General features: G+C 68.8%; 23 protein-coding genes. 18 read left to right on the top strand and 5 right to left on the bottom strand.

Annotation, left to right across the window (positions count from 1 at the left end; translation table 11 throughout):
- Both G5V58_RS03910 and G5V58_RS03915 read right to left on the bottom strand, forming a co-directional pair.
- Positions 1 to 1,482: an APC family permease gene (locus G5V58_RS03910; protein ID WP_165228939.1), complete on the bottom strand. Its 1,482-nt coding sequence runs from the start codon at positions 1,480 to 1,482 to the stop codon at positions 1 to 3.
- A 105-nt stretch (positions 1,483 to 1,587) separates the two neighbouring features.
- Entirely contained in the window at positions 1,588 to 2,478 is an 891-nt protein-coding gene (locus tag G5V58_RS03915; RefSeq protein ID WP_165228941.1) for a LysR family transcriptional regulator, read from the bottom strand.
- A gap of 70 nt (positions 2,479 to 2,548) precedes the next feature.
- Between G5V58_RS03915 and G5V58_RS03920 the strand changes: the two genes are divergently transcribed.
- From G5V58_RS03920 to G5V58_RS03965, 10 genes are all read left to right on the top strand, one after another.
- Positions 2,549 to 3,724: a thiolase family protein gene (locus G5V58_RS03920; protein WP_165228943.1), complete on the top strand. Its 1,176-nt coding sequence runs from the start codon at positions 2,549 to 2,551 to the stop codon at positions 3,722 to 3,724.
- 156 nt (positions 3,725 to 3,880) lie between these two features.
- The gene (locus G5V58_RS03925; RefSeq protein ID WP_456237796.1) at positions 3,881 to 4,396 is read left to right on the top strand and encodes a 3-oxoacid CoA-transferase subunit A; all 516 of its coding nucleotides are present in this window, start codon (positions 3,881 to 3,883) and stop codon (positions 4,394 to 4,396) included.
- Entirely contained in the window at positions 4,393 to 5,037 is a 645-nt protein-coding gene (locus G5V58_RS03930) for a 3-oxoacid CoA-transferase subunit B (protein WP_456237806.1), read from the top strand. The genes G5V58_RS03925 and G5V58_RS03930 overlap by 4 nt, the downstream gene beginning before the upstream one ends.
- A gap of 27 nt (positions 5,038 to 5,064) precedes the next feature.
- Positions 5,065 to 5,625 (top strand): GNAT family N-acetyltransferase, encoded by a 561-nt coding sequence (locus G5V58_RS03935; protein ID WP_196240557.1) that lies wholly within the window; start codon positions 5,065 to 5,067, stop codon positions 5,623 to 5,625.
- 169 nt (positions 5,626 to 5,794) lie between these two features.
- A complete protein-coding gene (locus G5V58_RS03940) occupies positions 5,795 to 6,019 on the top strand; it encodes a hypothetical protein (protein ID WP_165228945.1) in 225 nt (74 codons plus the stop codon).
- A gap of 250 nt (positions 6,020 to 6,269) precedes the next feature.
- Positions 6,270 to 6,695, top strand: a complete 426-nt coding sequence (locus G5V58_RS03945; protein ID WP_165228947.1) for a hypothetical protein — start codon at positions 6,270 to 6,272, stop codon at positions 6,693 to 6,695.
- 103 nt (positions 6,696 to 6,798) lie between these two features.
- A complete protein-coding gene (locus G5V58_RS03950; protein WP_165228949.1) occupies positions 6,799 to 7,191 on the top strand; it encodes a hypothetical protein in 393 nt (130 codons plus the stop codon).
- A 198-nt stretch (positions 7,192 to 7,389) separates the two neighbouring features.
- Positions 7,390 to 7,527 carry a hypothetical protein gene (locus G5V58_RS26650; protein ID WP_407939675.1) on the top strand — a complete coding sequence of 46 codons (138 nt, stop codon included), beginning with the start codon at positions 7,390 to 7,392 and terminating at the stop codon, positions 7,525 to 7,527.
- Positions 7,528 to 8,045: 518 nt separating this feature from the next.
- Positions 8,046 to 8,840 carry an ImmA/IrrE family metallo-endopeptidase gene (locus G5V58_RS03960; RefSeq protein ID WP_165228951.1) on the top strand — a complete coding sequence of 265 codons (795 nt, stop codon included), beginning with the start codon at positions 8,046 to 8,048 and terminating at the stop codon, positions 8,838 to 8,840.
- Positions 8,824 to 9,411 carry a PIN domain-containing protein gene (locus G5V58_RS03965; protein WP_165228953.1) on the top strand — a complete coding sequence of 196 codons (588 nt, stop codon included), beginning with the start codon at positions 8,824 to 8,826 and terminating at the stop codon, positions 9,409 to 9,411. Before G5V58_RS03960 ends, G5V58_RS03965 begins: the two co-directional genes overlap by 17 nt.
- 30 nt (positions 9,412 to 9,441) lie before the next feature.
- On the opposite strand, the gene G5V58_RS03970 is transcribed toward G5V58_RS03965, so the two are convergent.
- Positions 9,442 to 9,939, bottom strand: coding sequence for a GIY-YIG nuclease family protein (locus G5V58_RS03970; protein WP_165228955.1), 498 nt, complete (start codon positions 9,937 to 9,939; stop codon positions 9,442 to 9,444).
- 192 nt (positions 9,940 to 10,131) lie between these two features.
- Between G5V58_RS03970 and G5V58_RS03975 the strand changes: the two genes are divergently transcribed.
- Together G5V58_RS03975 and G5V58_RS03980 are read left to right on the top strand one after the other, a co-directional pair.
- Complete coding sequence (locus G5V58_RS03975) at positions 10,132 to 11,193, top strand: restriction endonuclease (RefSeq protein WP_165228957.1); 1,062 nt, start codon at positions 10,132 to 10,134, stop codon at positions 11,191 to 11,193.
- A gap of 178 nt (positions 11,194 to 11,371) precedes the next feature.
- Positions 11,372 to 12,949: a hypothetical protein gene (locus tag G5V58_RS03980; RefSeq protein WP_165228959.1), complete on the top strand. Its 1,578-nt coding sequence runs from the start codon at positions 11,372 to 11,374 to the stop codon at positions 12,947 to 12,949.
- A gap of 229 nt (positions 12,950 to 13,178) precedes the next feature.
- On the opposite strand, the gene brig1 is transcribed toward G5V58_RS03980, so the two are convergent.
- The gene (gene brig1, locus G5V58_RS03985; RefSeq protein WP_165228961.1) at positions 13,179 to 14,606 is read right to left on the bottom strand and encodes an anti-phage DNA glycosylase Brig1; all 1,428 of its coding nucleotides are present in this window, start codon (positions 14,604 to 14,606) and stop codon (positions 13,179 to 13,181) included.
- A 532-nt stretch (positions 14,607 to 15,138) separates the two neighbouring features.
- Here brig1 and G5V58_RS03990 point away from each other — a divergent pair.
- Both G5V58_RS03990 and G5V58_RS03995 read left to right on the top strand, forming a co-directional pair.
- Positions 15,139 to 15,690: an excalibur calcium-binding domain-containing protein gene (locus tag G5V58_RS03990; protein WP_165228963.1), complete on the top strand. Its 552-nt coding sequence runs from the start codon at positions 15,139 to 15,141 to the stop codon at positions 15,688 to 15,690.
- A gap of 76 nt (positions 15,691 to 15,766) precedes the next feature.
- A complete protein-coding gene (locus G5V58_RS03995) occupies positions 15,767 to 17,014 on the top strand; it encodes a hypothetical protein (RefSeq protein WP_165228965.1) in 1,248 nt (415 codons plus the stop codon).
- A gap of 74 nt (positions 17,015 to 17,088) precedes the next feature.
- Here G5V58_RS03995 and G5V58_RS04000 read toward each other — a convergent pair whose 3' ends face one another.
- Positions 17,089 to 17,697, bottom strand: a complete 609-nt coding sequence (locus tag G5V58_RS04000; protein ID WP_165228967.1) for a redoxin domain-containing protein — start codon at positions 17,695 to 17,697, stop codon at positions 17,089 to 17,091.
- A gap of 127 nt (positions 17,698 to 17,824) precedes the next feature.
- Here G5V58_RS04000 and G5V58_RS04005 point away from each other — a divergent pair, with 127 nt between their 5' ends.
- The 4 genes from G5V58_RS04005 to G5V58_RS04020 all read left to right on the top strand — a co-directional run bounded on the left by G5V58_RS04005 (position 17,825) and on the right by G5V58_RS04020 (position 23,050).
- Positions 17,825 to 19,555 carry an FAD-dependent oxidoreductase gene (locus G5V58_RS04005; protein WP_165228969.1) on the top strand — a complete coding sequence of 577 codons (1,731 nt, stop codon included), beginning with the start codon at positions 17,825 to 17,827 and terminating at the stop codon, positions 19,553 to 19,555.
- Positions 19,556 to 19,774: 219 nt separating this feature from the next.
- Positions 19,775 to 20,518 (top strand): SDR family oxidoreductase, encoded by a 744-nt coding sequence (locus G5V58_RS04010; RefSeq protein WP_165228971.1) that lies wholly within the window; start codon positions 19,775 to 19,777, stop codon positions 20,516 to 20,518.
- 19 nt (positions 20,519 to 20,537) lie between these two features.
- Positions 20,538 to 21,731 (top strand): low temperature requirement protein A, encoded by a 1,194-nt coding sequence (locus G5V58_RS04015; protein ID WP_230487065.1) that lies wholly within the window; start codon positions 20,538 to 20,540, stop codon positions 21,729 to 21,731.
- Positions 21,728 to 23,050, top strand: a complete 1,323-nt coding sequence (locus tag G5V58_RS04020) for an NAD(P)/FAD-dependent oxidoreductase (RefSeq protein ID WP_165228973.1) — start codon at positions 21,728 to 21,730, stop codon at positions 23,048 to 23,050. Before G5V58_RS04015 ends, G5V58_RS04020 begins: the two co-directional genes overlap by 4 nt.
- The last annotated feature ends 181 nt before the right edge of the window (positions 23,051 to 23,231 follow it).

Here is a 23,231-nt window from a genome sequence, read left to right on the forward strand (position 1 = left end):
TCACTCGCCCGCGACGAAGACGGTCTCGGTGGCCCGCGCCCGGTCGGGGTGGGCCACCCAGACCCACGCCGCGAACGCGATGCCGAGCACCAGCCAGGCCAGCGAGATGTAGCCGGCGTAGTTGAACGGCTCGGGAAGCGGCGAGATGAACGGGAAGATGCTCGCGCCCACCCCGATCGCGGCCATCAGGGCCGGGACCATCACCACGATCGCGAGCACCGGGACCAGCACGTGCAGGAAGGGGTTGAACCCCTCGGGCCGGTTGCGGGTGAACCAGACCAGGCACGACAGTGCCACCAGCGCGTAGAGCAGGATCGCCACGCAGGTCTCGATCGTGCCGAGGAAGCCGAAGGCCTGCAGCGGCCCGCCGTCGAGCACGAGCCCGGTCACCACGGTGAGCACCACGGAGATCGCCATCACCGTGCGCAGCGCCACGATCGGCGTGCCGTTGCGGTCGCTGCGGGCGAACGCCTCGGGGAGCAGCTGGATGCGGCCCATGGCGAAGATGTGGCGGATGCCGGCGTTGGTGGCGCCGTTCGCGCTGGCGATCGCGGAGTTGAGGATGGCGAAGAGCAGGACGTACCAGCCCAGCCCCCAGACGTCCTCGCTGATGCCGATCCAGGCGTCGCCGCCGTTGTAGCCGGGGAACTCCGCGAAGCGGCCGGGGCCGAAGAAGACCGTGGCCGCGTAGGTGCACAGGATGATGAACAGGCCGAGGATGAGCGGGGAGAGCAGCGAGACCCGCAGCACGGTGCGGCGCGAGTCCTTGGCCTCCTCGGCCAGCGGGACGACGTTCTCGAAGCCGACGAAGCCGTAGATCGCGTAGATCATGCCGCCGATGAGCCCGGACAGCCCGGCGAAGCCCGCGACGTCGGCGTAGTGCGGCGTGAAGACCATGAGCGTGTTGTCCGAGCCCGCCTTGACGATGAGCGTGAGGGCCAGCGCGCCGAGGATGGCGAACTCGATGACGCCGAGCACGATCGCGGCGTTGGTGCTGAGCTTGGCGCCCTGGCCGACCAGCCAGTAGACGAAGCCGATGCAGACCAGGGCGGCGACCACCCACGTGGGCTTGTAGGACCAGCCCCACCAGTTGTTCAGGGTCGAGGCGGTGAAGCTGCCGAACGGCAGGAACAGCGTGGAGGGGAAGACCGCCCACACGATGAGGTAGAGCCAGGCCACCATGGTCCCGAGCGCGGGGTGCAGGCCGTTGGCCACGAACGTGTAGAAGCCGCCCGCCGACGGGAAGCGCGCGGCCATCTGGCCGACGCACGACGCCACGAGCAGGATGCCGACGAGCGCCAGCACCAGCGACAGCCCCAGCGAGCCGCCCGCGAAGTTGGCGCCGACGATGACGGCCAGTGTCACCGACAGCCCGGGGGCGGCCGACGTGAGCGCCTGGAACAGCACCTCCCAGAAGCCGAGCTCCCCCCGCTTGAGCGACGCACCGTCCGCGCCGCCTGCCACCGCGTCCTGTTGGACCACCGTTCTTCTCCTTCACCCTGGCGCACTCCTGTGCGCGATGCGCGCAAGTATGCGCAGAACGCGCAGCGCTGGGAAGGGGTGTCTCAACCGCTGTCCAGCGTCCGATCAGCCGGCGCCCACGGCCGCCGCGATGATGCCCGCGACCCGCTCCGTGGCCGCCGCGGGGTCGCCGGCGCGGGAGGCCAGGGCGAGGCGCACCTCGGGGGGATCGGCGAGCGGGACGTAGGCCACGCCAGCCAGGGCCAGGCTGCGCACCGGCTCGGGGACCAGGGCCACGCCGAGGCCCGCGGCGACGAACACCGCGAGGGTCGCGGTCTCGGAGACCTCGATGGTCGAGGTGGGCCGGAACCCCGCCCGGGCGCAGGCGGCCAGCACGTGGCCGTGCATCGAGGAGCGGTCGCCGGCCGGGTGCACCACGAAGGCCTCCTCGGCCAGGTCGGCCAGGTCGAGGCGCCGGCGCCGGGCGAGCGGGTGCTGCGCCGGCAGGACCGCGACCAGCCGCTCCCGGCGCAGGTCGCGGATCAAGACGTCGGGGCGGGTGATGCCGTCGGGACGGAGGATGGCGAGGTCCAGCTGGCCCGCCACCAGCCGGTCGACGAGGGCCGGGCTCAGCAGCTCGCCGTGCAGGTCGAGCTCGACGTCAGGTAGCCGGTCCCGCACCTCGCGCGCGACCCGCGGCAGCACGTCGTACGTCGCGGTGCCGATGAAGCCGACGGCGACGCGCCCGGCCCGGCCGTCGGCCAGCAGGGCCAGGTCGGCCGAGGCGTGCTCGACCGCGGCCAGGACCGAGCGGGCGTGCGGCTCGAACCGATGGCCGGCCTCGCTCAGCTCGACCCGCCGGGTGGTGCGCTCGAACAGCGCCAGGCCCACCTCGCGCTCGAGCTGCTTGACCTGCTGGGAGAGTGCGGGCTGGGCGAGGTGCAGACGCTCGGCCGCGCGGCCGAAGTGCCGCTCGTCGGCCACCGCGAGGAAGGCCCGCAGGTGCCGCAGCTCCATGCTCTGAGGTTATCAATGTGGTGGCACTTCGTATTGGTGTGCATGAGTGGTCGCGGCGTACGGTCGCAGCATGGGTGACGCCTTCGTGTACGCCGCCGCACGGACGCCGTTCGGCCGCTTCGGCGGTGCGCTGGCCGACGTGCGGCCCGACGACCTGGCCGCGGTGGCGGTGCAGGGCGTGCTGGCCCAGGCGCCCGGCCTGGATCCGGCCGCGATCGACGACGTGGTGTGGGGCTGCGCCAACCAGGCCGGCGAGGACAACCGCAACGTCGGGCGGATGGCGGTGCTGCTGGCCGGGTTGCCGGTCTCGGTGCCGGCGGTGACGGTGAACCGGCTGTGCGGGTCGTCGCTGGACGCCGCGATGCAGGGCTCGCGGGCCATCGAGACCGGTGACGCGACCGTGGTGCTCACCGGCGGCGTCGAGTCGATGACGCGGGCGCCGTGGGTGCTGCCCAAGCCGTCGCGGGCCTTCCCCGCGGGCAACGTCACCGCGGTCTCGACGACGCTGGGGTGGCGGCTGGTCAACGAGAACATGCCGGCCGAGTGGACGGTGTCGCTGGGCGAGGCCAACGAGATGCTGGCCGACCGGTTCGCCGTCTCGCGGCAGCGCCAGGACGAGTTCGCGGCCCGTTCGCACAACCTGGCCGACGCGGCCTGGACGGCGGGCTTCTACGACGCGCTCGTCGTACCGGTGCCGGGGGTGGACCTGCAGGAGGACGAGGGGATCCGGCCGGGGTCGTCGGCGGAGGGGCTGGCGAAGCTGAAGCCGTCGTTCCGCCCGTCCGGGACCATCACCGCCGGCAACGCCTCGCCGCTGAACGACGGTGCGTCCGCCGTGCTGCTCGGCGCCGAGGGGGCCGTGCCCGGCCTGGACCCGCTGGCCCGGATCGCGGGACGCGGGACCTTCGCGCTGGCGCCGCAGGAGTTCGGGTTCGCACCGGTCGAGGCGGCGAACCGGGCGCTCGCGCGAGCCGGGATCGCGTGGTCCGACGTCGCGGCCGTGGAGCTGAACGAGGCCTTCGCCGTGCAGTCCCTGGCCTGCGTCGACGCGTGGGGCATCGACCCCGAGATCGTGAACACCAAGGGCGGCGCGATCGCGATCGGGCACCCGCTCGGCGCGTCCGGCGGCCGGGTCCTCGGGACGCTCGCGCACCGGCTGCGCGAGTCCGGCGACCGGTGGGGCGTGGCCGCGATCTGCATCGGGGTCGGGCAGGCCCTGGCCGTCGTCCTGGAGAACGTGGCGTGATCCGGACCGCCTTCCACGAGGGCGCCGACGCGGCGGACGAGGCGGTGGCCGACGTACCCGACGGCGCGACCGTGCTCATCGGCGGCTTCGGGCTGGCCGGACAGCCGGTGGCGCTCATCGACGCGCTCATCCGGCAGGGGGGCCACCGACCTCACGGTGGTCAACAACAACGCCGGGAACGGCGACACCGGCCTGGCCGCGCTGCTCGCCGAGGGCCGGGTGCGCAAGGTGGTCTGCTCGTTCCCGCGGCAGGTGGACTCGTGGGTCTTCGACGGGCTCTACCGCTCCGGCGCGATCGAGCTCGAGCTGGTCCCGCAGGGCAACCTGGCCGAGCGGATGCGCGCGGCGGGGGCCGGCATCGGCGCGTTCTACACCCCGACCGGCGCCGGCACGCAGCTGGCCGAGGGCAAGGAGACGCGCGAGATCGACGGGCGGACCTACGTGCTGGAGTACCCGTTGCGCGGCGACGTGGCCCTGATCGGCGCGCACCGCGCGGACCGGATGGGCAACCTGGTCTACCGCAAGACCGCCCGCAACTTCGGGCCGGTCATGGCCACCGCCGCGACCACGGTCGTGGCCGAGGTCCGCGAGGTCGTCGACGTCGGCGGCCTGGACCCCGAGGCCGTGGTCACGCCCTCGATCTACGTCGACCGGGTGGTGGTGACCCCGTGACGCTGTCCAAGGACCAGATGGCGGCGCTGGTGGCGCGCGACATCGCGCCCGGCTCGTTCGTCAACCTGGGCATCGGCCAGCCCACCTCGGTGGCCGACCACCTCGAGCCCGGCTCCGGCGTGGTGCTGCACACCGAGAACGGCATGCTCAACATGGGCCCGCGGCCCGCCGCTGGCGAGGAGGACCCCGACCTCACCAACGCCGGCAAGCAGCCGGTCACCGAGCTGCCCGGCGCGGCGTACTTCCACCACGCCGACTCCTTCGCCATGATGCGCGGCGGCCACCTCGACGTGTGCGTGCTCGGCGCCTTCCAGGTGAGCGCCACCGGCGACCTGGCCAACTGGCACACCGGCGCGGCCGACGCCGTCCCCGCCGTCGGCGGCGCGATGGACCTCGCCATCGGTGCGCGGCAGGTGTTCGTGATGATGACGCTGTTCGCCAAGGAAGGCGCGCCCAAGCTGGTGCCGGCCTGCACCTACCCGCTCACCGGCGTCGGCTGCGTGGACCGGGTCTACACCGAACAGGCCGTCTTCGACCTCACCCCCGACGGCGTCCGGGTCCGCGAGACCTTCGGCACGACGTACGACGAGCTGGCCGCGCGCCTCGACGTACCCCTCCTGCCGCCGCGGGTCGGGGAATGACCGCGCCGCCGCGGTTGTCCTCCCTGCATGGCTGCTGACCTGGTGGACGACACGCTCGAGACCGCGCGACTGGTGCTGCGCCCCTGGTCGGTGGACGACGCCCCCGACGCGCTGGCCGTCTTCGGCGACGAGTCCGTGACCCGCTGGCTCGCGCCCGCCGTCACCCGCGTCCCCGACGTCGACGACATGCGCCGCCTCATCGGCGGCTGGCTCACCACCCCGCCCCCCAGCCCCGCCGGCCGCTGGGCCGTCACCACCCGCGACGACGGCGCCCTCGTCGGCGCCCTCGCCCTCCTCCCGCTCCCGCCCGAGAACGACGACCTCGAGATCGGCTGGCAGCTCGCCCCCACCGCCTGGGGCCAGGGCTTCGCCGCCGAGGCCGGCCACGCCGTCGCCGCCCACGCCTTCGACCGGGGCGTCGAGGAGCTCTTCGCCGTCGTCCGCCCCCGCAACACCCGCGCCGCCCGCACCGCCACCTCCATCGGCATGGAGTGGGTCGGCGAGACCGACAAGTACTACGACCTGCGGCTCCAGGTCTACCGCCTCCGCAAGGCCGAGCTCGGCGTCCCGAGGCTCCCCGGCGCCTAGGACTCCAGGCCGGTGCACGCAGCGCTGCCGGACCGGCGGCACCGCAGGGACCGCGGGCGGCGAGCGTTGAGGCCGCTAGACCACCCACCGCGTCAGGGTGACCTGGCCGCCAACCGACCGTTGAGCGGCCAGCAGCCGGGGGGCTCACTAGAGGAAGTTGGGGTGGCCCATGACCGAGCAGCCGAGCGCGCCGGGCGCGCACGACAGCGCGGAGACCGTCGAGCGGTTCGTGGCGGCGGCGCAGCCGGAGGAGGTCGCGCACTCGCTGGCCGAGCACATGGTGACGTGCACGCGGCACGCGGACACCGAGGCGGCGCAGCGGTGGGCCGGGCGGTGCGGGGAGCTCGAGCAGGCGGGCGCGGGGCTCAGCACGCCGCGGCCGCCCACGCGCTGAGGCCGAGGTGCAGAAAACCCCCGACCGGGAGGTCGGGGGCTGGTGGGTACGCCATCAGGGACTCGAACCCCGAACCCGCTGATTAAGAGTTCCAGCGACGCCGTATCGGACGGTGCACAGCCGTCCTGATGCGTCCAGATAAGTCCGGACGCAGGCGGCGAACGTGCTTCTGCGTCCGGGAACAGACGCCGCGGTCCTCGCGGGTCTGTGACCAATCGGTGACCAGTCACCGCGCGTACAGAGGAGATGGATGATCGACTTCAACAACGGCTACTGCCTCGAACACGAACCTGGCCCTTGGCAGGTTTCTCACCCAGACGGTGAGCCTCCAGCGATGTACTGGGAGTCACCCCAGGAGCAATGGCCCGAGATGGCGGGGATGGCGGAGGAGGGCTATCTCGCCGAGGACATCAACTGGGGGCGCGCCCTCATCGGCGTCCCCTCGATCGCCACGTGGGACTGGACCCCGCTCAACCCGGTTCCAGAAGGAGCGGATTCAACCGACTCCTACTCAGACCCCATCGCCGCGATCATCAACGCCGCGTGCCAGGTCGGGATCGATCCGGAGTGGCTCTGCAAGCGCGCGCTGCATACTGCGCGCTCGACCAGGGAGGAGTCCTATGGCTGCGCCCGCGAACGCGCAGAAGCGTCTGAGACCAAGTCGGCAAAGAACTAGATAGTCCTCAGGCCAGCGACCCCGCATGAGCGGGGTCGCTGGTGCGCCTGACTGGAGGTCCATGTTGAGCTAGGACCGAAGGCTGACGCCGGAGGTGATTGGCATGAAGTCGTTGGTCCAGGCACGGCTGAAACGCTCCAAGGCGCTTGAGTTGGCAGCTGATGGGCTCCCGTATGAGCAGATCGCTCGTCGTGCCGGTTACGCGCACCGCGGGTCAGCGCATCGGGCGGTATTCAAGGCGCTGGCAGAGGTGGAGGCCGAGAACGCCGAGCAGCTGCGCCAGTTGGAGGTCGACAGGCTCGACGAGCTCCAAGCCGGACTGTGGGAGAAGGCCGTGTCGGGCGACCTCGCGGCGGCCACTTCCGTACTACGGATCATCGATCTCAGGTCGAGACTTCTCGGGCTTCAAGTCCGGCAGAGTGGCGCGCCGGAGCCCGAGTTGGCGACGCTCGTGCTCCGGCCAACGCCGCTCCCAGAGGAGCCCGCAATCTGGTGAAGGCAACCCAGGAGGTGCAACCGGGCGACCCCCTAGGACCGTCGGCCAGCCCGGTTATAGTCCGCGCACGGCGTCACCGGAGCTCGTGCTGCGGGGCAGCGATGATCATGTTGGTCGTCTGGTGCACGAGAAGGATCCACATGAGCGCTTGTTGAGCTGACGTGGAACTCGATCGACGCCGAGGCGTCCCGCGTCGACGTGACGCTCGTTCGAGACGAGGCCGATGCCATCAAGAAGGTGGTCATCTCCGACGACGGCCGTGGCATCGACCGCGATGAGGTTGAGGGCACGTTCGGTGAGGGGGAACTCATGGAAGCGCACCAGCGCATCCACTAAGAACGGCGTCCGCAAGCCCCACGGTCAACTCGGCGAGGGGGAGATGCGCTGGGCGGAGACCTGACGCAACGGGTATTGGTTGTGCCCGACCGCCACGGTGGAGGCCTACGTCGTCGCGTCAACGCATAGTGTTCGGCAACAAGCCAACGTGACCGGCCGAGGGGAGGGAGCCTCTGATGGCGGTTGCTCGAAGGTCGCCGATTACCCCCTCGGTGTTGGCCTGGGCCTCTGCAGAGGACGGGCGTTCTCGCGAGGACCTCGCTCGAGCGCTGAGGGTCGACCTGGCCGAGCTTGACGGCTGGGTGTCGGGAGACAGGACCCCCACGGCCGGCCAGGTCTCGGACCTCGCGTCAACGCTTCACCGATCCCGGGCCTTCTTCTTCCTCCCTGAGCCGCCCGCGCGTGGGTCGATGCCGGACGGGTTCAGGCATCCGCCGGGTGCAACACACGACGTTCAACCGCGGGTGCTACTTCAGGCTCGCCGGGCCAAGCGGGTGCAACAGGCTGTCGCGGTCACCGTGGCAGACGACGAGCGGCCGGACGTGCCGAGCGTGACGCGCGCGCACACCAGCCCGGAATCTGCGGCGAGACAGGCCCGCGCCTGGTTGGAGGTCCCTGACGGCATTCAGTTCGATGGAGAGTACGAGGCGCTCCGGGGTTGGCGTGCCCTTCTCGAGACCGCCGGCATCCTCGTGTTCGAGCTTCAGCTGGGTGAAGACGCTGTTCGCGGCTTCGCCGGTTGGGATGACCGCGCTCCGATGATCGTCATGAACCAGTCGCGGGTTCAGCCGCCGGTGAGGCTGTTTACCATCGGCCATGAGCTCGGGCACCTGATGCTGCGCGAGGCGACCGCGTGTCTGGAGCCGTCGGGTGCCCAGCTCTTCGTTGACACCCGCACCGAGAGGTGGTGCGAGGAGTTCGCGGCCGCTCTGCTCATGCCTGCAGCTGAGGTTCGGGGACTCATGCGTGCTGAGCACATCGGTCCCGGCGACGCGGGTATCGATCAGGTCAAGCTCATCGCTCACCGGTTCGGCGTCAGCAACCGAGCCGCGGCGCTCAGGCTGATCGACCTGGACTTCGCTCGCGACGGTCTTTACGGCGCAGTCCTCGGGATCTTCAAGCCAGCGGTGAGGACCTCGGGGACACCGCACAACCCGCCGACGCATCGGATGCGCGTCCGTCAGTACGGCGTCGGCGCGGTGACCAACCTGTTGCAGTCCCTTCCGGTCAGCGACGCCTTGTCCGTGCTGCGCCTTACCGTGGACGACGTACGCAAGATGGCAGACGAGGTTCCTGGTGTTCCTGCCCTCTGAGGAGGGCGAGGATGACGCTCGCACCGACAGTGCACCCGAGGCTGATTCCCGGGAAGAGCCGGACTTGGTGGTTGTCCTCGATTCCAGCGTGATCATCCAGCTGAAGTACGTGTTGCCTACCGAAGAACAGTGGGGTGTGTTCGCCGCAATGCTCGATCTCGTGCGAAGTGGTCGACTGACCTTCCCCCGACAGGTGGCCCGCGAACTCGCGAAGGAGAAGCACCCTGACGCCCCGGGCATCTGGTGTGGCGAAGCCGTCAGGCACGTGCGACACAGCAATCCGACGGACGAGACGATGTCAGAGCTGTTGGAGTGGATCGGGGACCTGGTTGAGGTCGACGCTGAGCCCGACCGCGAACCCGCTGACCCGTACATCGCAGCCACGGCGTGGGAGTTGTTAGAAGCCGGGTACGACGTCGCGGTCGCAACCGAGGACAACATCGACCGCTTGCCCTTGAAGATTGCCTTAACGACCGCGTGCGACCGCCTGGGCATCACCTCGTGGGGGCTCGACACCTTCCTGGCCTGGGTTCGCGGGCCGGAGCAGGGTGATCTGCTCCGCGAGACGTGAGGCGTATCGGATAGGTAATCCGATACGCGGCTACGACTCCAGCTTGGCGGTGAAGAGCCGAGGGTCCACGAGCTCTTTGTCTCTGAGGTTGGCGGCTTCGTGCCACCAGAGCTGCTCCCACTCGTTCGCGTTCTGGAAGCTCATTTTGTTCTGCCGGGTGCCCAGCACCTTGATCAACAGGGCTTCCATCTCCCGGATCACTGTCTCGGACTGAGCGGGGACTGGCTTGCTTCGGTGCCGGACCTCCTCCCAGCCGTGGTAGCCGGTCGCGGCCACGATGTCATCGAAGCTGAACCACGAGAAGCGGGTCCACTCGCGCTTGCGAGGCGGCTTGGTGTTGTGGGTCCGCAGCCGTGCCCCCAGACCTCCAAGTCCTCGAGCGAGTCCGGCGTAGGTCGGTCCGTAGTTGTCGTAGAGGATGTACACCCCTTTGGCGGTGCGGAAGTCGCACACCCGCAGTGCGGGGTTGATGGTGTTCCTGCGTCCGAGCATCTGCCAGGTGTCGCCCGATCCAGGATTCCAGGTCACCTCCGACCTCTCCCAAAACAACCCGAATGCTCCAACGAGGTGGCCCTTGAGGGGTGGCATGGAGGACACCATCGGGCTATGAAAGGCCCCTTGACAAGCCTCGCGAGCTGGTTTGGTTAGTGACAGTGTCGGTGGGGGCCACCAAGATTCTGGAAACGCTGTCTGAGTTGGACATGATCGAAGGAGCCTGACGTGGTCGCGGCCTGGGTAATCCGTTCCGGCAAGAGTGGCGAGCGTGACTCCTGGGCGCTCCAGGAAGGGTGGTCGGGCGGCGGTTGGTGGGAGGTTCCGGACCTCACGCCCTGCGTGACACGCGAAGACGTTGCCGCCGTGGTGGCCGAGTCCTTCCCGGGCTCCTCGGTGGGCAAGCTCAACAACTTCACCGGGCAATTGTGGGCTCTGCGTTCTCGCATCAAGGTGGGCGATCTGATCGTCATGCCGCTAAAGACCACCAAGCAGATCGCGATCGGTCGGGTGAAGAGCGGATACACGTTCCTGGCGAACGACGCGGACCGCAACAAACGGCACGTAGTTCAGGTGGACTGGCAACGCACCGATCTCCCGCGGACCGCGGTGAAGCAGGACCTTCTGTTCACCCTCGGCAGCGCCATGTCGATCTTCGCCTCCAGCAAGAACCACGCCGTCGCCCGCCTCGAGCACCTGCTTTCGACGGGAGCTGACCCCGGTCAGGTCCCCTCCATCCCCAGTCCAAGCAAGGCGAAGCCTGGCTCCGAGTTGCTCGACCACGATGAAGACGTCGACGAACCCGAGCTGAGCCCGGACATCGAGGAGGTCGCGCTCAATCAGATCACCGCTCGCATCGCCGAGGAGTTCGCGGGGCACGGTCTCTCCGCTCTCGTTGCTGAGCTCCTCACGGCAGAGGGGTTCCGGTGCACCACCGCTCCTCCCGGTCCAGATGGGGGAGTGGACATCATCGCCGGGCGAGGGCCGCTTGGCCTCGACGATCCGATGCTCCTCGTACAGGTGAAGTCCGGTGCCCAGGTCAGCGATCCCGTCGTAACCCAGCTACATGGCGTCATGACCAAGTTCGGAGCCGACCAAGGACTCCTGGTGGCATGGGGTGGGGTCACCAAGCCTGCTCGCGAGTCCATGAAAACCAATCTGCGTGTCAGGCTCTGGGAGGCCGCCGAGGTGGTCGACTCGGTGTTGCTGAACTACGAGAACCTCTCGGAGGACACCCGGGCCAAACTCCCGTTGAAACGGGTGTGGATGCTGAGCGACGCGGGTTCCTGATCGGTGAACGCGTCAGGGTCGACCATCGACCCCGTAGTCCACTGCACGGTGTCCTCCCACTTTGTTCGGCTGGTCCATGGTTGAGCCCGCCTGAGACCGAGGGACTGACGTCAGGCACGGCCCGAGGTCGGCGGACGAAATCATCCCTCCTGTCGGTGCACTGCCTTAGCCTCCTTGCATGTTCGGGGAGGTACCTGAGGGGTACGCCCTGGTGGACATGCCGTCTTGGGCGTGGGGTGGCAAACCTCAGGGGTTGTTCGCTGATGCGGGTGTCCGTTGCATCGCCACGGACGATCCGGGGAGATGGCTGGTGCAAACCAACGAGCGCTACCGCCGCCAGCGACCCGACCTAGTTCAGCACCGAGAACTCGCGGGCCCAGGAGCGCGCCGCCCTGACTTCAGCTACCTGTCCTCACGGCCCCACTTCGCGGCCCACGAGAGCAGCGCATGGGCCCTCGAGGAGTTGGCGGCGCGAGAGGAACGTGTCTCCCGCACGGGCAACCCAGTGCACGCCTTCGAGGCAATGCGCCTACGGTTGCTTCTCGCCGAGCCGGCGGCCTTGGCGGGTCAGGCCGAGCACGAGTTCACTGAACTGCTCCAGGTACCGCTGCAGGACCAGCCCGAGACCAAGGTCTTCGCGGATGCTGGTGCTCACGTCTTCGAGCGCTCGGCGAGCCTGGTGTGGCGACAGAAGCTCCCGCTCATCCTCTGCCAGATCTGGCAGGACCCGCTCCTCCAAGTAGGAGACATCGCGCATGTGGGGGCGGCGCAAGCGAGGAACGAACTGACCTTTCAGTCCGCGCACGCCTTAGCTGACGGCGTTTACCTGATGGACGCTTACATCGGACCTCTCCTGGCCGCCCTCTCGCCTTCAGTCTGGGCGTTCAACGTCCCCAGAATGTTCGGGTCGCTGATGTTCAGCCTCGGCCAACCCGTAGCAGGAGGAAGCAGCGGTGCCGAGGAGATGCTGCACCACATCGGCGTACCGGGACGCGACAGCGCCATGCCCGTCGCCCGACTCACCCCCACCGCATCAGCGACGGCATCTCGTTGGTGGGCAGATGCACTGAACTCGATGTTCGCGGTGACCTCAGACTTCTCGGTGTTCACCGACGCAGCTGGCGTCTACCTCCCGCGCCGCCACATGACGACGATCCTGACGGTTGAGCAGCTCTTCCGCCGCACGACATCGGCCCTGATCTCCGAGCGAGACACCAACGCGCGCAGGGTCCTGATGTTTACCGCGCTCGACACTGTCGAGCGGCTGACGACGGTGCAGTTGGAGAACCTCACCGACTTTGAACACGCCCGCGCGGCGCTGGAGGCGATATCCGAGAGTCTCTCGCAAGAGGCCGCGGAGGTGTTGGTGCCGGGCGCTGCTCGCGCTGTCCAAGCACTGGAGGCGGTTCAGGATGGGTTCTTCCTCAGGCGCTCCCTTGGAACGGTAGATGTCGAGTTGCAGGTCGGCACCGGCGTCCAGAGCATGACTCCTCGGCGAGCTGCCGCGTTGTACCTGAAGGCCCTGCGCGACGCGACCCACGGCCATGGTGCTCGCCGAGGAAACTCAGAGGATCGGACCGACGCGCTCCTGGCTCAGCACGATGGAGTTCTTCCCCATGATCTCGGCCTCTTGGCGTACCTCTACCTCCTCGAGATCCTTGTTCGACCTGACCGACTCCGGGAGGTCCTGCGAGCTGGGTGCCGGCGCCCGCGGCAGTCGCGCGAGGGGAACATCGACCCAGATCGAGGTCGTTGATGCCCGGCTGGGCGGTCGTCCTCATCGCTGTCGTCCTGTTGCTGGTCGGGGTGTCCCTGTTGTCGAGCTGGTGGCGGGACCACTTCGACCGAAAGTGACGACGCCGCAGAAGGTCTCAGTGAGCTACCAAGAGCGAGCTGTCCGCCTGCCTTCGTCGCAACGCAGCATTGAAGCGCCGTCTGGACCTGAGGATGATCCCTGAACCGACTTGGTCACCCTCGCGATGGCGTCATGAGAGTTTCACCCAGGGGCTGCTCCGCGCTTCGTCCGCTCGATCGACAGGCTGAGGAGGAAGAGGGAGGCGGGGTTTGGTCCTCTGTTGTGCACCGATCAAGGGGATGAGCTCGTCTTCGATGGTGAGGTCATCGGCGTAGAAGACCGGATAGAACCCGGCGTCGACGTGGCTGAGCATCTCGACGTACCAACCGGCGTAGCTCCAGTCACTGCCGCGCGCGGCCGCGAGAACGTCTGGAAATTGATTCTCGAAGTGGTCGGCGAGCGCCGAGGACGTCGCCTTCGCGGACAACTCCTCCCCGAACACTTGCTCGTCGGCGTTGGTCCAGAAAGCGACAAGATGCTTGTGATCATCGACGTGGTCAACACCCCCTAGGCGGGGCTCTGGTCGGACGTTGGCGGACGGGGTAATCGATACACGCCAGTACAACCCGGAGCCGCTCATCCCGGGGACGATCCGGAGTCGCTGGTAACCACGACGGTGGAGCACCGCCACCATCTCGAGCACCAGGCGCATCCGTTCGGACACCTCGAGAATTTTGGCTTCGTGTCGTTCGTCGGGCTGGCCCGCTCGAGGGACAGGCTCATTACCGGAGGGGTCTCCCATGTGCGAGAGCGGTGTCGTGGAGGCCCACTGAGCCTGAAGATCCTCAACAAGGCCCCGAAGAACGTGGGTGCGCTCCGGCCCAGGAGGCCCGGCGTATCCAGGCTGTGCGCTGACCAACACGAACTGCTCGGATGGCAGCCGGTAGGCGACGACGCGCCATCCCTCGACGGTCGATCCAGGCAATGCTTCTCCGCCCGGTCCCCACGAGGCCGCCTCGGGGAGCTCAAGTGCGTCACACACGCTGAACCAGGGCTTCCCGAATGCGAAGACGATCTCAGCGTCGGCCTCTTGGACCGGAGCCCACACGTACTTCTCGATGAGTTCGGGTGGCGGGGTGATGGCCGCGGTGAGCTTGTTGGAGTGCCATGGGTAGAGCTCGAGGTTGAGGATGTTGTGCACTGAGACCGAGTCGTCGCCAAGCCAGCGTCGGCTGAAGGTCGTGAGGTTCTTCCAGTACAGACTGGGCTTGCCGTGCAACGCGATCCAGGTATCAGGGTCTTCTGCGGGGCTGCGCTCGAAGCAGTGGCCGTACCCCTGCTCGGCGATCCGGCCAGTCCAGGTGCCCTGAGGGCCTTGAAGCTGCGGGTAACCGGTGCCGGGGTTAAGGCCGAGGGCGATGATCTTGACGTCGTGCGTGCCGCCACGCAGATCCCCGACGTAGGGATCGGGGTAAGTGCTTAGGTCTAGAGACCCAACGCCGGTGCCCTTGTAGCTGGCGAACCACGCAGGCAGCTCAGCTATCTGGTGATCCTCGCCCGCGATCCATAGCCGGAGGACCTCATCCCAGAAGTCGGCGACCTCGCCTCGAGCGCTCATGGCCAGCGACCGTAGTTGTTGGTACTGACAGCCGGACTTGTGGAGTGGCTCAGGTCCCACAAGGTCTGATCTGGAGTGGCTCGCCCGACCTGGCCGGTGCTACACCGCGTGGCGGTGCCCCGTCGCGTGAGGGCTCTGGCTCTACACCTTGCGGTAGCCGCAGCCCTTGCTGGCCTTCATGCAGTGGGTGCCCTGGTCGCACCCCGGACAGTCGCAGCCGCAGGGGCCCGGCTCGATACGGGAGGTGGCCCCGATGGCGGTCTGCGGTTTGGTCTGAACTGGCATGCAGACAGTGTTCCTCCGAGGGGGTAGGGCACCGCAAGGCACTGCGAGCTCAGTACCGAGAACTCCCGCTGCACGTGGCCGCCCCCCGATGCCTCATGGTGCGTCCGCGCGCCTGTCGACAGACGCAGTCGTGCTTCGCTGAGCAGGAGCTTCGCTTCGAGCGTCACCCACCAGGGGCCTAGCGGCACGCCTCGAGCGCCGTTATCGTGCCAACACAGGCCTTACGCACAGCACGGGGAGAAGCTCTATGCGTTACGTCGTACGTCTCATTGCGCTGGTCCTTACGGCCGGCGGGTTCACGGCGGTCAGCCTGGTGACGGCTGGGACCGTTCAGGCCAAGGACATGGACTGCGGCAACTTCGCGACGCAGGCGGCCGCCCAGAACTACTTCCTCAACCACGGCGGTCCCAACTCAGATCCGGACTACCTCGACGCCGACGGCGACGGGATCGCGTGTGAGTCCAACCCCTGTCCGTGCTCGTATAGCACCGGCGGCGGAGGCGGTGGTGGGGGCACCAGCACCCCCGCGAAGAAGTTCCACACGATCAAGTTGCGCGTCGCGAAGGTCTCCGGCAACTTCAAGATCCTCGGCAAGGTCCCTACCTACCGCGGGAAGTTCCAGATACAGCGTCGCGTGCCCGGTGGGAAGTTCAAGTTCTACACCCGGACCAAGTCGGTCAACCCCGGCGGCAAGGTCAAGATCCAAGTCAAGGGTTCGAGGAACACGTGCTTCAGGGTGAGCGTCCCGGCCACCAACAAGTACAAGCTCACCACCAAGGAAGTCGGCTGCATCAGGTAGCGCCAGAGGCGCGCCGCGCGTCCATGTCGCCACCTGCACGGTCACACCCGCTCCGCGCCTGCGACGGGTTGCGAGAATGACAGACTCCGTCTCTTTCGCGGTCCTTGGAGTCCTGGCCAGCGTGTTGGCGGCGTGGCCTCTAGCACGACGCCCGACGGCGCGCCACGAGTTCGTCATCCTGCGGCGAGACTCCAACACCGACAGCGTGGCGAGGCTGCTTCGACGGATCTGTGCGGTCATCCTGAGCGGCCTGCCCTACGGCGCGGTAGTCCTGGTAGCGGGAACGGCGATCCCTACCGATCCGCCAACCCCGCTACGGGACGTGTTGCTCTTCGCCCTGCTCGCGTCGATGTTCGTTGGAGTGGGGATGAGTTGGTTGCTCTACCCGTTCGCGACGGGTCTCCTCAGCCCCAACCCCGCTGTCCCAGATGCGCCAAAGCTCGGTGCGCCCTCACGGCTCGTGCTTGCTGTTCTTGGTGAGCTCCGATCCGCCGTGCGTGGCTTCGACGCCGTCTGGCAGGTGTGCTGGACGCGGCGCACCACAGTGCAACGGCTTGAGCCGCCCTGGCGCACGTTCTTCGGTGCCATGGTTGTGTTTGGCGTGTTCTGTCTGGCCACCTACGTTTTCGTCTTCGAGTTTGTGGTGATCGTTTCCGCCGCATACTTGTACGCGCTTCCGGCCTACCTCCCGTTCTTGATCACGGAGGACGAACTGGTCTCCCTGAACGAGCGACCGTTCCTCATCGCTTTCGGTGTCGCGCTTCTGGTCTTGAACGACGTCCTGATGCGGCTACGGGAATGGGCCAGCCGACGGAGCCGGGCCTTCTCCTCAAGTGTCGCGATGGTTGTCGCCGACGTGTTCCTGCTGACGCTCCTCTTCTTCTTGAGTGGTGATGACTCCGGCCGCCCGCCACTCTCGGTAGCCGGTGCAGTGTTCGTGGGCGTGATCGTGGCGCTCGAAGCCCTGTTGCTAGTGGACCTAGGGCACGCGCTGGTGTCGGCACAGGTTGCGGGACGACGGACGACGCCGCCGTTGCGAGCCGACATGGGTGTGCTCCTCGCGGGTCAGCGCCTACGGAGCCGGCTTGCGCGGAGGCGAGGGCAGGCGCAGATCGTGCTCAGCGGTGCTCGCCCCTTCAGCCGCAGGGGACTTGCAAGACTGAGTCGGGCTGGTGTCGCAGCGGTTAATAGGTTTCTGTCTGAGGACGCAGCTCGATCTCGTGCGCCTCGGAAGGTCGACGCGGGTGGCGGCGCAGATGCCGATGCTGGTCTCGATGGGGGCGAGCCGCCGACGCTGAGCCCTCAGAAGTCATCGGAGATGTAGTCCGATGGGGCCCACATTCCGGGCTTTCAGCCGGCTCCCCCCGCTGGTCAGCGCAACATGGGTATGGCAGCTAATTAGACACCGTTCGGTGTCTGCTCAGTCGCTTCCCCGCTAGTGGTGCCGTGATGACCGTAAAACTGCGTCGTGTCGCCGGCGTCCCAGCGCTGGCGCAGGCCCGGTGTCGTAATGTCCCAGTCGGGACGAATCTGTCGAGTGATGTAGCGCAGGTCGCGCCAGAGGTCGTCGGTGGACGGTCGTCCCCAGAACCAGTAGCCGTTGTAGACCGAGTGCACCACCAGCCTGGGTGCGAGGACAAGCGTGTGCGGAATCATCGGCTGATGGCTGGGGTCGGTGTACTCCTCGATGCCCAGGCCCTGGGCGACGGTCCGTCGGACGTCGGAGAGGAACGGCCACTGCGCCCCGACCGCGTCGTGGAACTCCTGGGCGCCACGCGGTGGGTCCGGCGTGATGGTCGCGACCTTCGTGTAGGCGACCGCGATCTTCGGGTAGAAGGCCGCGAGCTCCAGGTGCTGCTGGTGCTCCTTCGGACAGTAGGCGCCGCGGGCGAGAGTGAGGATCATCGGGTCGTCCCCTTGGATCTCGCTCAGCCTGCGCGTCTTGCGGGTCTGGTCAGGCAGCTGAAAGTCCGGGAAAGTGTCGCCGGGGTTCAGGCCAGGCTGCATGAGTGCTCTCCTTGGTTCGCGTTCGACTCGTCGACCGTCGGGACTGCCCAGGCGTGACGCAGCCCGTCACGGGGCCGGCCGCTATCCGGTCGACCGCACGGATCGTCCGTCGACGCCGAGGAGCCCCATGTCCGTGCGTGAACACCGTCTCGCCACCTCCGTCCTCGTGGTCGGGACTGGTGGTGCCGGCCTTCGAGCCGCCATCGAGCTTGCCGAGGCCGGCGTGTCCGTCCTTGCGCTCGGCAAACGACCCCCGACCGACGCGCACACGACCCTGGCGGCCGGGGGGATCAACGCGGCGCTGGCCACTATGGACGCCGCCGACACCTGGCAGCAACACGCGGCTGACACGCTCCGCGAGGGCTACCTACTCGCCGACCCGCGCGCGGTTGAGATCGTCTGCCGCAACGCGGCCGAGGGGATCCACGACCTCGAGCGGTACGGCATGCGCTTCGACCGTCGTCCCGACGGGCGGATCGCCCAGCGCTTCTTCGGAGCCCACACCTACCGCCGCACCGCGTACGCCGGAGACTTCACCGGGTTGGAGCTGCAGCGCGCGCTGCGGGAGCGGGCCGAGCAGCTGGCGGTGCCGATCCTCTCCACGGTCTACGTGACGCGGCTCCTCGTCGACGACGGGAGGGTCTTCGGCGTCTACGGGTTTGACCTGGTGGACGGCAGCCGCTACGTCGTGCACGCGGACGCGGTCATCCTCGCGACCGGGGGCCATACTCGGGTCTGGCGGCGCTCCTCCTCGCGCCGGGACGAGAACGTCGGGGACTCCTTCCGGCTCGCGGTCGAGGCCGGCGCCCGGCTCCGCGACGCCGAGCTGGTGCAGTTCCACCCCTCTGGGCTTCTCTCGCCCGAGGACGCGGCCGGGACCCTCGTCAGCGAGGCGGCCCGGGGCGAGGGAGGGCACCTGCTCAACGCCGATGGAGAGCGCTACATGGCGCGCTACGACCCGGAGCGGATGGAGCTCTCCACCCGTGACCGAGTCGCGCTAGCGTCCTACACCGAGATCAAGGAGGGCCGCGGTACGCCGGCGGGCGGGGTGTGGCTCGACCTCACCCACCTGCCGCGCGAGGTGGTCTTCGAGAGGCTGCCCAGGGTCCACCAGACGCTGCTCGACCTCCAGATGCTCGACGTCACCCGCGAGCCGATTGAGGTCGCGCCGACTGCGCACTACTCGATGGGTGGCGTGCAGGTCCGCCCCGACGACCACGGCACGGACGTGGAGGGGCTCTTCGTGATCGGTGAGGCGGCCAGCGGGCTCCACGGCGCGAACAGGCTCGGCGGCAACTCGCTGATCGAGCTGCTGGTGTACGGACGCCTGACGGGGCGCGCGGCGGCGGACCACTCGGCCCGGCTCGCGTCCCAACCGCGCTCGCGCGCCGCCGAGATCGAGGCCGCCGACGCGGTCGACCACCTGCTCGCGGCTGAGGGGACCGAGAACGTGAGGGCCCTCCAGCGCGCCGTGCGCGACCTGATGACCGAGCACGCCGGAGTCGTCCGCGACGGTCCTGGACTGACGGCGGGGCTGGCCGCGCTCGACGCGGTGGAGGAGCGAGTGGCCGACCTCGGGATCCACCCGGACATCTCGGGCTTCCAGGACCTCGCCCACGCCTTCGACCTCGCGTCCTCGGTGCTCTCGGCGCGCGCGACGCTGGAATGTGCCCGAGAGCGCCGGGAGACCCGGGGCTGTCACAACCGATCGGACCACCCCGACACCGACCCCACGCTGCAGGTCAACCTGCTCTGGTCACCGGCGACCGGGGTCAGCCGCGAGCCCCTGCCGGAGATCCCGGACGAGATACGCCGGCTCATGCGGGACGTCTCAACGCAGGGCAAGCTCGTCGAGTAGCCCGTCACGTCCCGGGCCTCTAGCCGGTCGACAAGGTGACGGAGCCACGTCGAGTCGCAGGTGAGAACGAGAAGACCGGGTTTCACCGGGGCGGTGCCGCACGCCACGCCGGAAGCAGAGAGCGACTGGTCCCGCTCGTCACCGGCTCCGTCATCCGCTCCACCACCGGCCCGTCACGCGGTCGCCGGACCACGCCCAGCACACGAGAGGAACTGGCTCATGAAGGTCGTCGTCATCGGAGGGACCGGGCTCATCGGCTCCCAGGTCGTCGAGAAGCTCAACGCCCACGGCCACGAGGCCATCGCCGCCTCGCTGCAGACCGGGGTCAACACGCTGACCGGGGAGGGGCTCACTGCTGCCCTCGAGGGGGCGGAGGCGCTGCTCGACGTCTCGAACTCGCCGTCCTTCGCCGACGAGGACGTGATGCGGTTTTTCACGAACGCGACGACCAACCTGGTCGCCGCCGCACGCAGTGCCGGCGTGCGCCACTACGTCGCGCTCTCGGTCGTCGGCTGCGACCGTCTCCCCGCGAGCGGCTACCTGCGCGCCAAGGTCGCCCAGGAACGGCTGATCGCCGAGTCCGGGCTGCCGTTCACCATCGTCCGCGCGACGCAGTTCTTCGAGTTCCTGGGCGCCATCGCCGAGTCCTCCGCAAACGACGCGACGGTGCACCTGTCGCCCGGACGCTTCCAGCCCATCGCCGCCGCCGACGTGTCGACACTCGTCGCCGAGACCGTCGTCGCTCCGCCGGTCGCGGGCGTCGTGGAGCTCGGTGGTCCGGAGCCCTTCCGGATGTCCGACCTGGTCACCGAGGCGCTGCGGGCGGCGGGTGACATCCGCGAGGTCGTGGTCGACGAGCACGCGGAGTACTTCGGGACCGAGCTCGTCGACGACAGCCTCGTCCCCGGTCCGGAGGCCCGGCTCGGCTCGACGACGTACGCCGCGTGGGCCGCAGCCCGCTGAGCTGACGGAGAGCGGACCGGTGCCCCACCCCACCGCGGTCCACCGCAGGATGCGTCCGCGGTCGACCGACGAGCCCAACCGGGCCGCCACCCCGCTGGAGCTCCTGTTCGACCTCACCTTCGTGGCCGCCGTCGCGCAGCTCGCTCAGCGGCTGGCGCACGCCACGTTGACCGGCGAGAGCGCGGCGGCGGTCGGGCCCTTCCTGATGGTCTTCTTCGCCATCTGGTGGGCGTGGATGAACTTCACCTGGTTCGCCTCGGCGTACGACTGCGACGACGTGGCGTATCGATTGGCCGCCTTCTTGCAGATGGCGGGCGTCCTGGTGCTCGCGGCCGGTGTCGGCTCGGCCTTCGACCGGGGCGACTACGTCACCGTGACCACCGGCTACTTGGTGATGCGGATCGGACTGCTGAGCCTCTGGCTGCGTGCCGCGGTGCAGCACCATCCCGGCCGGCGGACCGCACTCCGGTACGCCGGCGCCATTGCCGCACTCGAGGTGTGCTGGCTGTCCCGCTTGCTGTTGGGGGAGCACCTCACCACAGCGAGCTTCCTCGTCCTCGTCGTCCTCGAGCTGCTGGTTCCGGTCTGGGCCGAGCAGCCCGCGCCCACCACGTGGCACCCCCACCACATCGCTGAGCGCTACTCGCTGTTCGCGATCATCCTCTTGGGCGAGGGCGTCCTGGCGGCCACGACCGCGGTCGTGGCGGTGGTCGAGGACTCCGCCGGACCCCGGCTGCTGGTGGTGTCGATCGCGGCGCTCGTGGTGGTGGCGTCCCTCTGGTGGCGCTACTTCACCCTCTCGGCTGGCCCGGATCTGGCCTCGAGGCGGGGGTGGTCCTTCGTGTGGGGCTACGGCCACTACGCGGTCTTCGCGGCACTGGCGGCGCTGGCAGCCGGGCTCGAGGTGGTGGTGGCGACCGCGGCCCACCCCACGCAGGACCTCGGCGATCGCGGCACGCTCGCCGCGGTCGTGGTCCCGGCCGGTGCGTTCCTCATCGCCCTCCAGGCGATCCAGGTCCCCTCGTCTCGCGTCACGGGGGCGTGGTCCGCAACAGGCCTGGTCCTGGTCGCGCTGGTCGCCGTCACGGCGCTCGCCCCGGCTTTGGGCCCGGCTCTCGGGCTCTGCGGCGTGGCCACGGTCCTCGTGGCGGCGGTCGCCGCTCACGACGTACAAGAGCGCGCCCGCGCGCGCACGGAGAAGGAGCAGGGATGACCCGGATCGTGATCGTCGGTGGTGGGTACGCCGGCTTCTACACGGCATGGCGGCTAGAGCGGCTGCTGCGCAAAGGAGAGGCCGACGTCACGCTGGTCGACCCCGCGCCGTATATGACCTACCAGCCGTTCCTGCCGGAGGTGGCGGCCGGCTCGATCGAGGCCCGTCACGCGGTGGTGCCGCTGGCGCGCCACCTGCGCCGGACCCGACTGGTGAACGGTCGCGCCACCAGGATCGACCACTCCTCACGCCGCGTCGACGTGCGGCTGGCGGACGGGTCGGTCACCGTGCTCGGCTACGACGAGGTTGTGGTCACGGCGGGTGCCGTCACCCGCGTCTTCCCGGTCCCGGGCGTCGCCGATGAGGCGATCGGCTTCAAGCGCATCGAGGAGGCCGTCGCCGTGCGGGACGCCGTGCTGACCGCCTTCGACGAGGCCGCCAGTCTCCCGCCCGGGGAGGCACGACGTCGCCGGCTGACGGTCGTCTTCGTCGGTGGTGGCTTCGCTGGGGTCGAGGGCTTCGCGGAGGTGCTCAGTCTGGCGCTGGGCCTGACCCGATACCACCGGGGCATCCGGCTGGGCGAGCTCGACTTCCACCTCGTCGACGCGAGCGACCACATCCTCCCGGAGGTGACGCCCAGAGCCCGGGCGTGGGTCCGACGCTTCCTGGAGATGCGCGGGGCGACGGTGCACCTCGGTCGCACTGTCACCTTGGTCGCCGACGGGACCGTGACGCTCTCCGACGGCACTGTGATCGAGGCGGGGCTGGTCGTGTGGACCGCGGGCATCGCCGCGAATCCGGTCGTGTCCCGGCACACCGACCTCCCTGTGGACGCACGCGGTCTCCTGGTGGTCCGCCCGGACCTGCGCGTGGGTACGTCGGAACTCCCGGTGGAGCACGCCTGGGCCGCTGGCGACGACGCGGCGGTCCCCGACCTGACCGGGCCGGCCGGTGCGTTCACGGTCCCCAACGCCCAGCACGCCGTACGCCAGGGCAAGCTGCTCGCCCGCAACCTGGTGGCCGTGCTCCGTGGTGGGCGGCCTCGGCCGTACCGGCACCGCAGCCTCGGGACGATCGCGACCCTCGGTCTGGGCCACGGGATCTTCCAGAGCGGACCGATCACGCTGCGCGGTCTCCCGGCGTGGCTCATCCACCGCGGCTACCACGTCCTCGTGGTCCCCACGTGGGAGCGCAAGATCCGGGTGGCGTCGGGCTGGGGAGCGGGCCTCGTCCTCGGCCGCGACATCGCCTCACTCACCGCGGTTCAACACCCGCGCGCGGCCTTCCGCGACGACGCGTCGCGGCGCGACGCCGCGTGAGCCGGCCATGAGCGACACGGCGTGGCTCCTGTGGTTCGTCGGCACCGCCCTGGCGACGGCTCTGTCCATCGGGTTCTGCGTGGCCATGGCCTCGCGGGTCGGTGGGACAGCGCCCGCCGGTGGTCGCCGACCGACGCCGACCTCGCCTGCTGAGCTCGTGCTGAGACCCCGGGCGACCACG

The sequence above is a fragment of the Nocardioides anomalus genome (genome assembly GCF_011046535.1).
GTDB lineage: Bacteria > Actinomycetota > Actinomycetes > Propionibacteriales > Nocardioidaceae > Nocardioides > Nocardioides anomalus.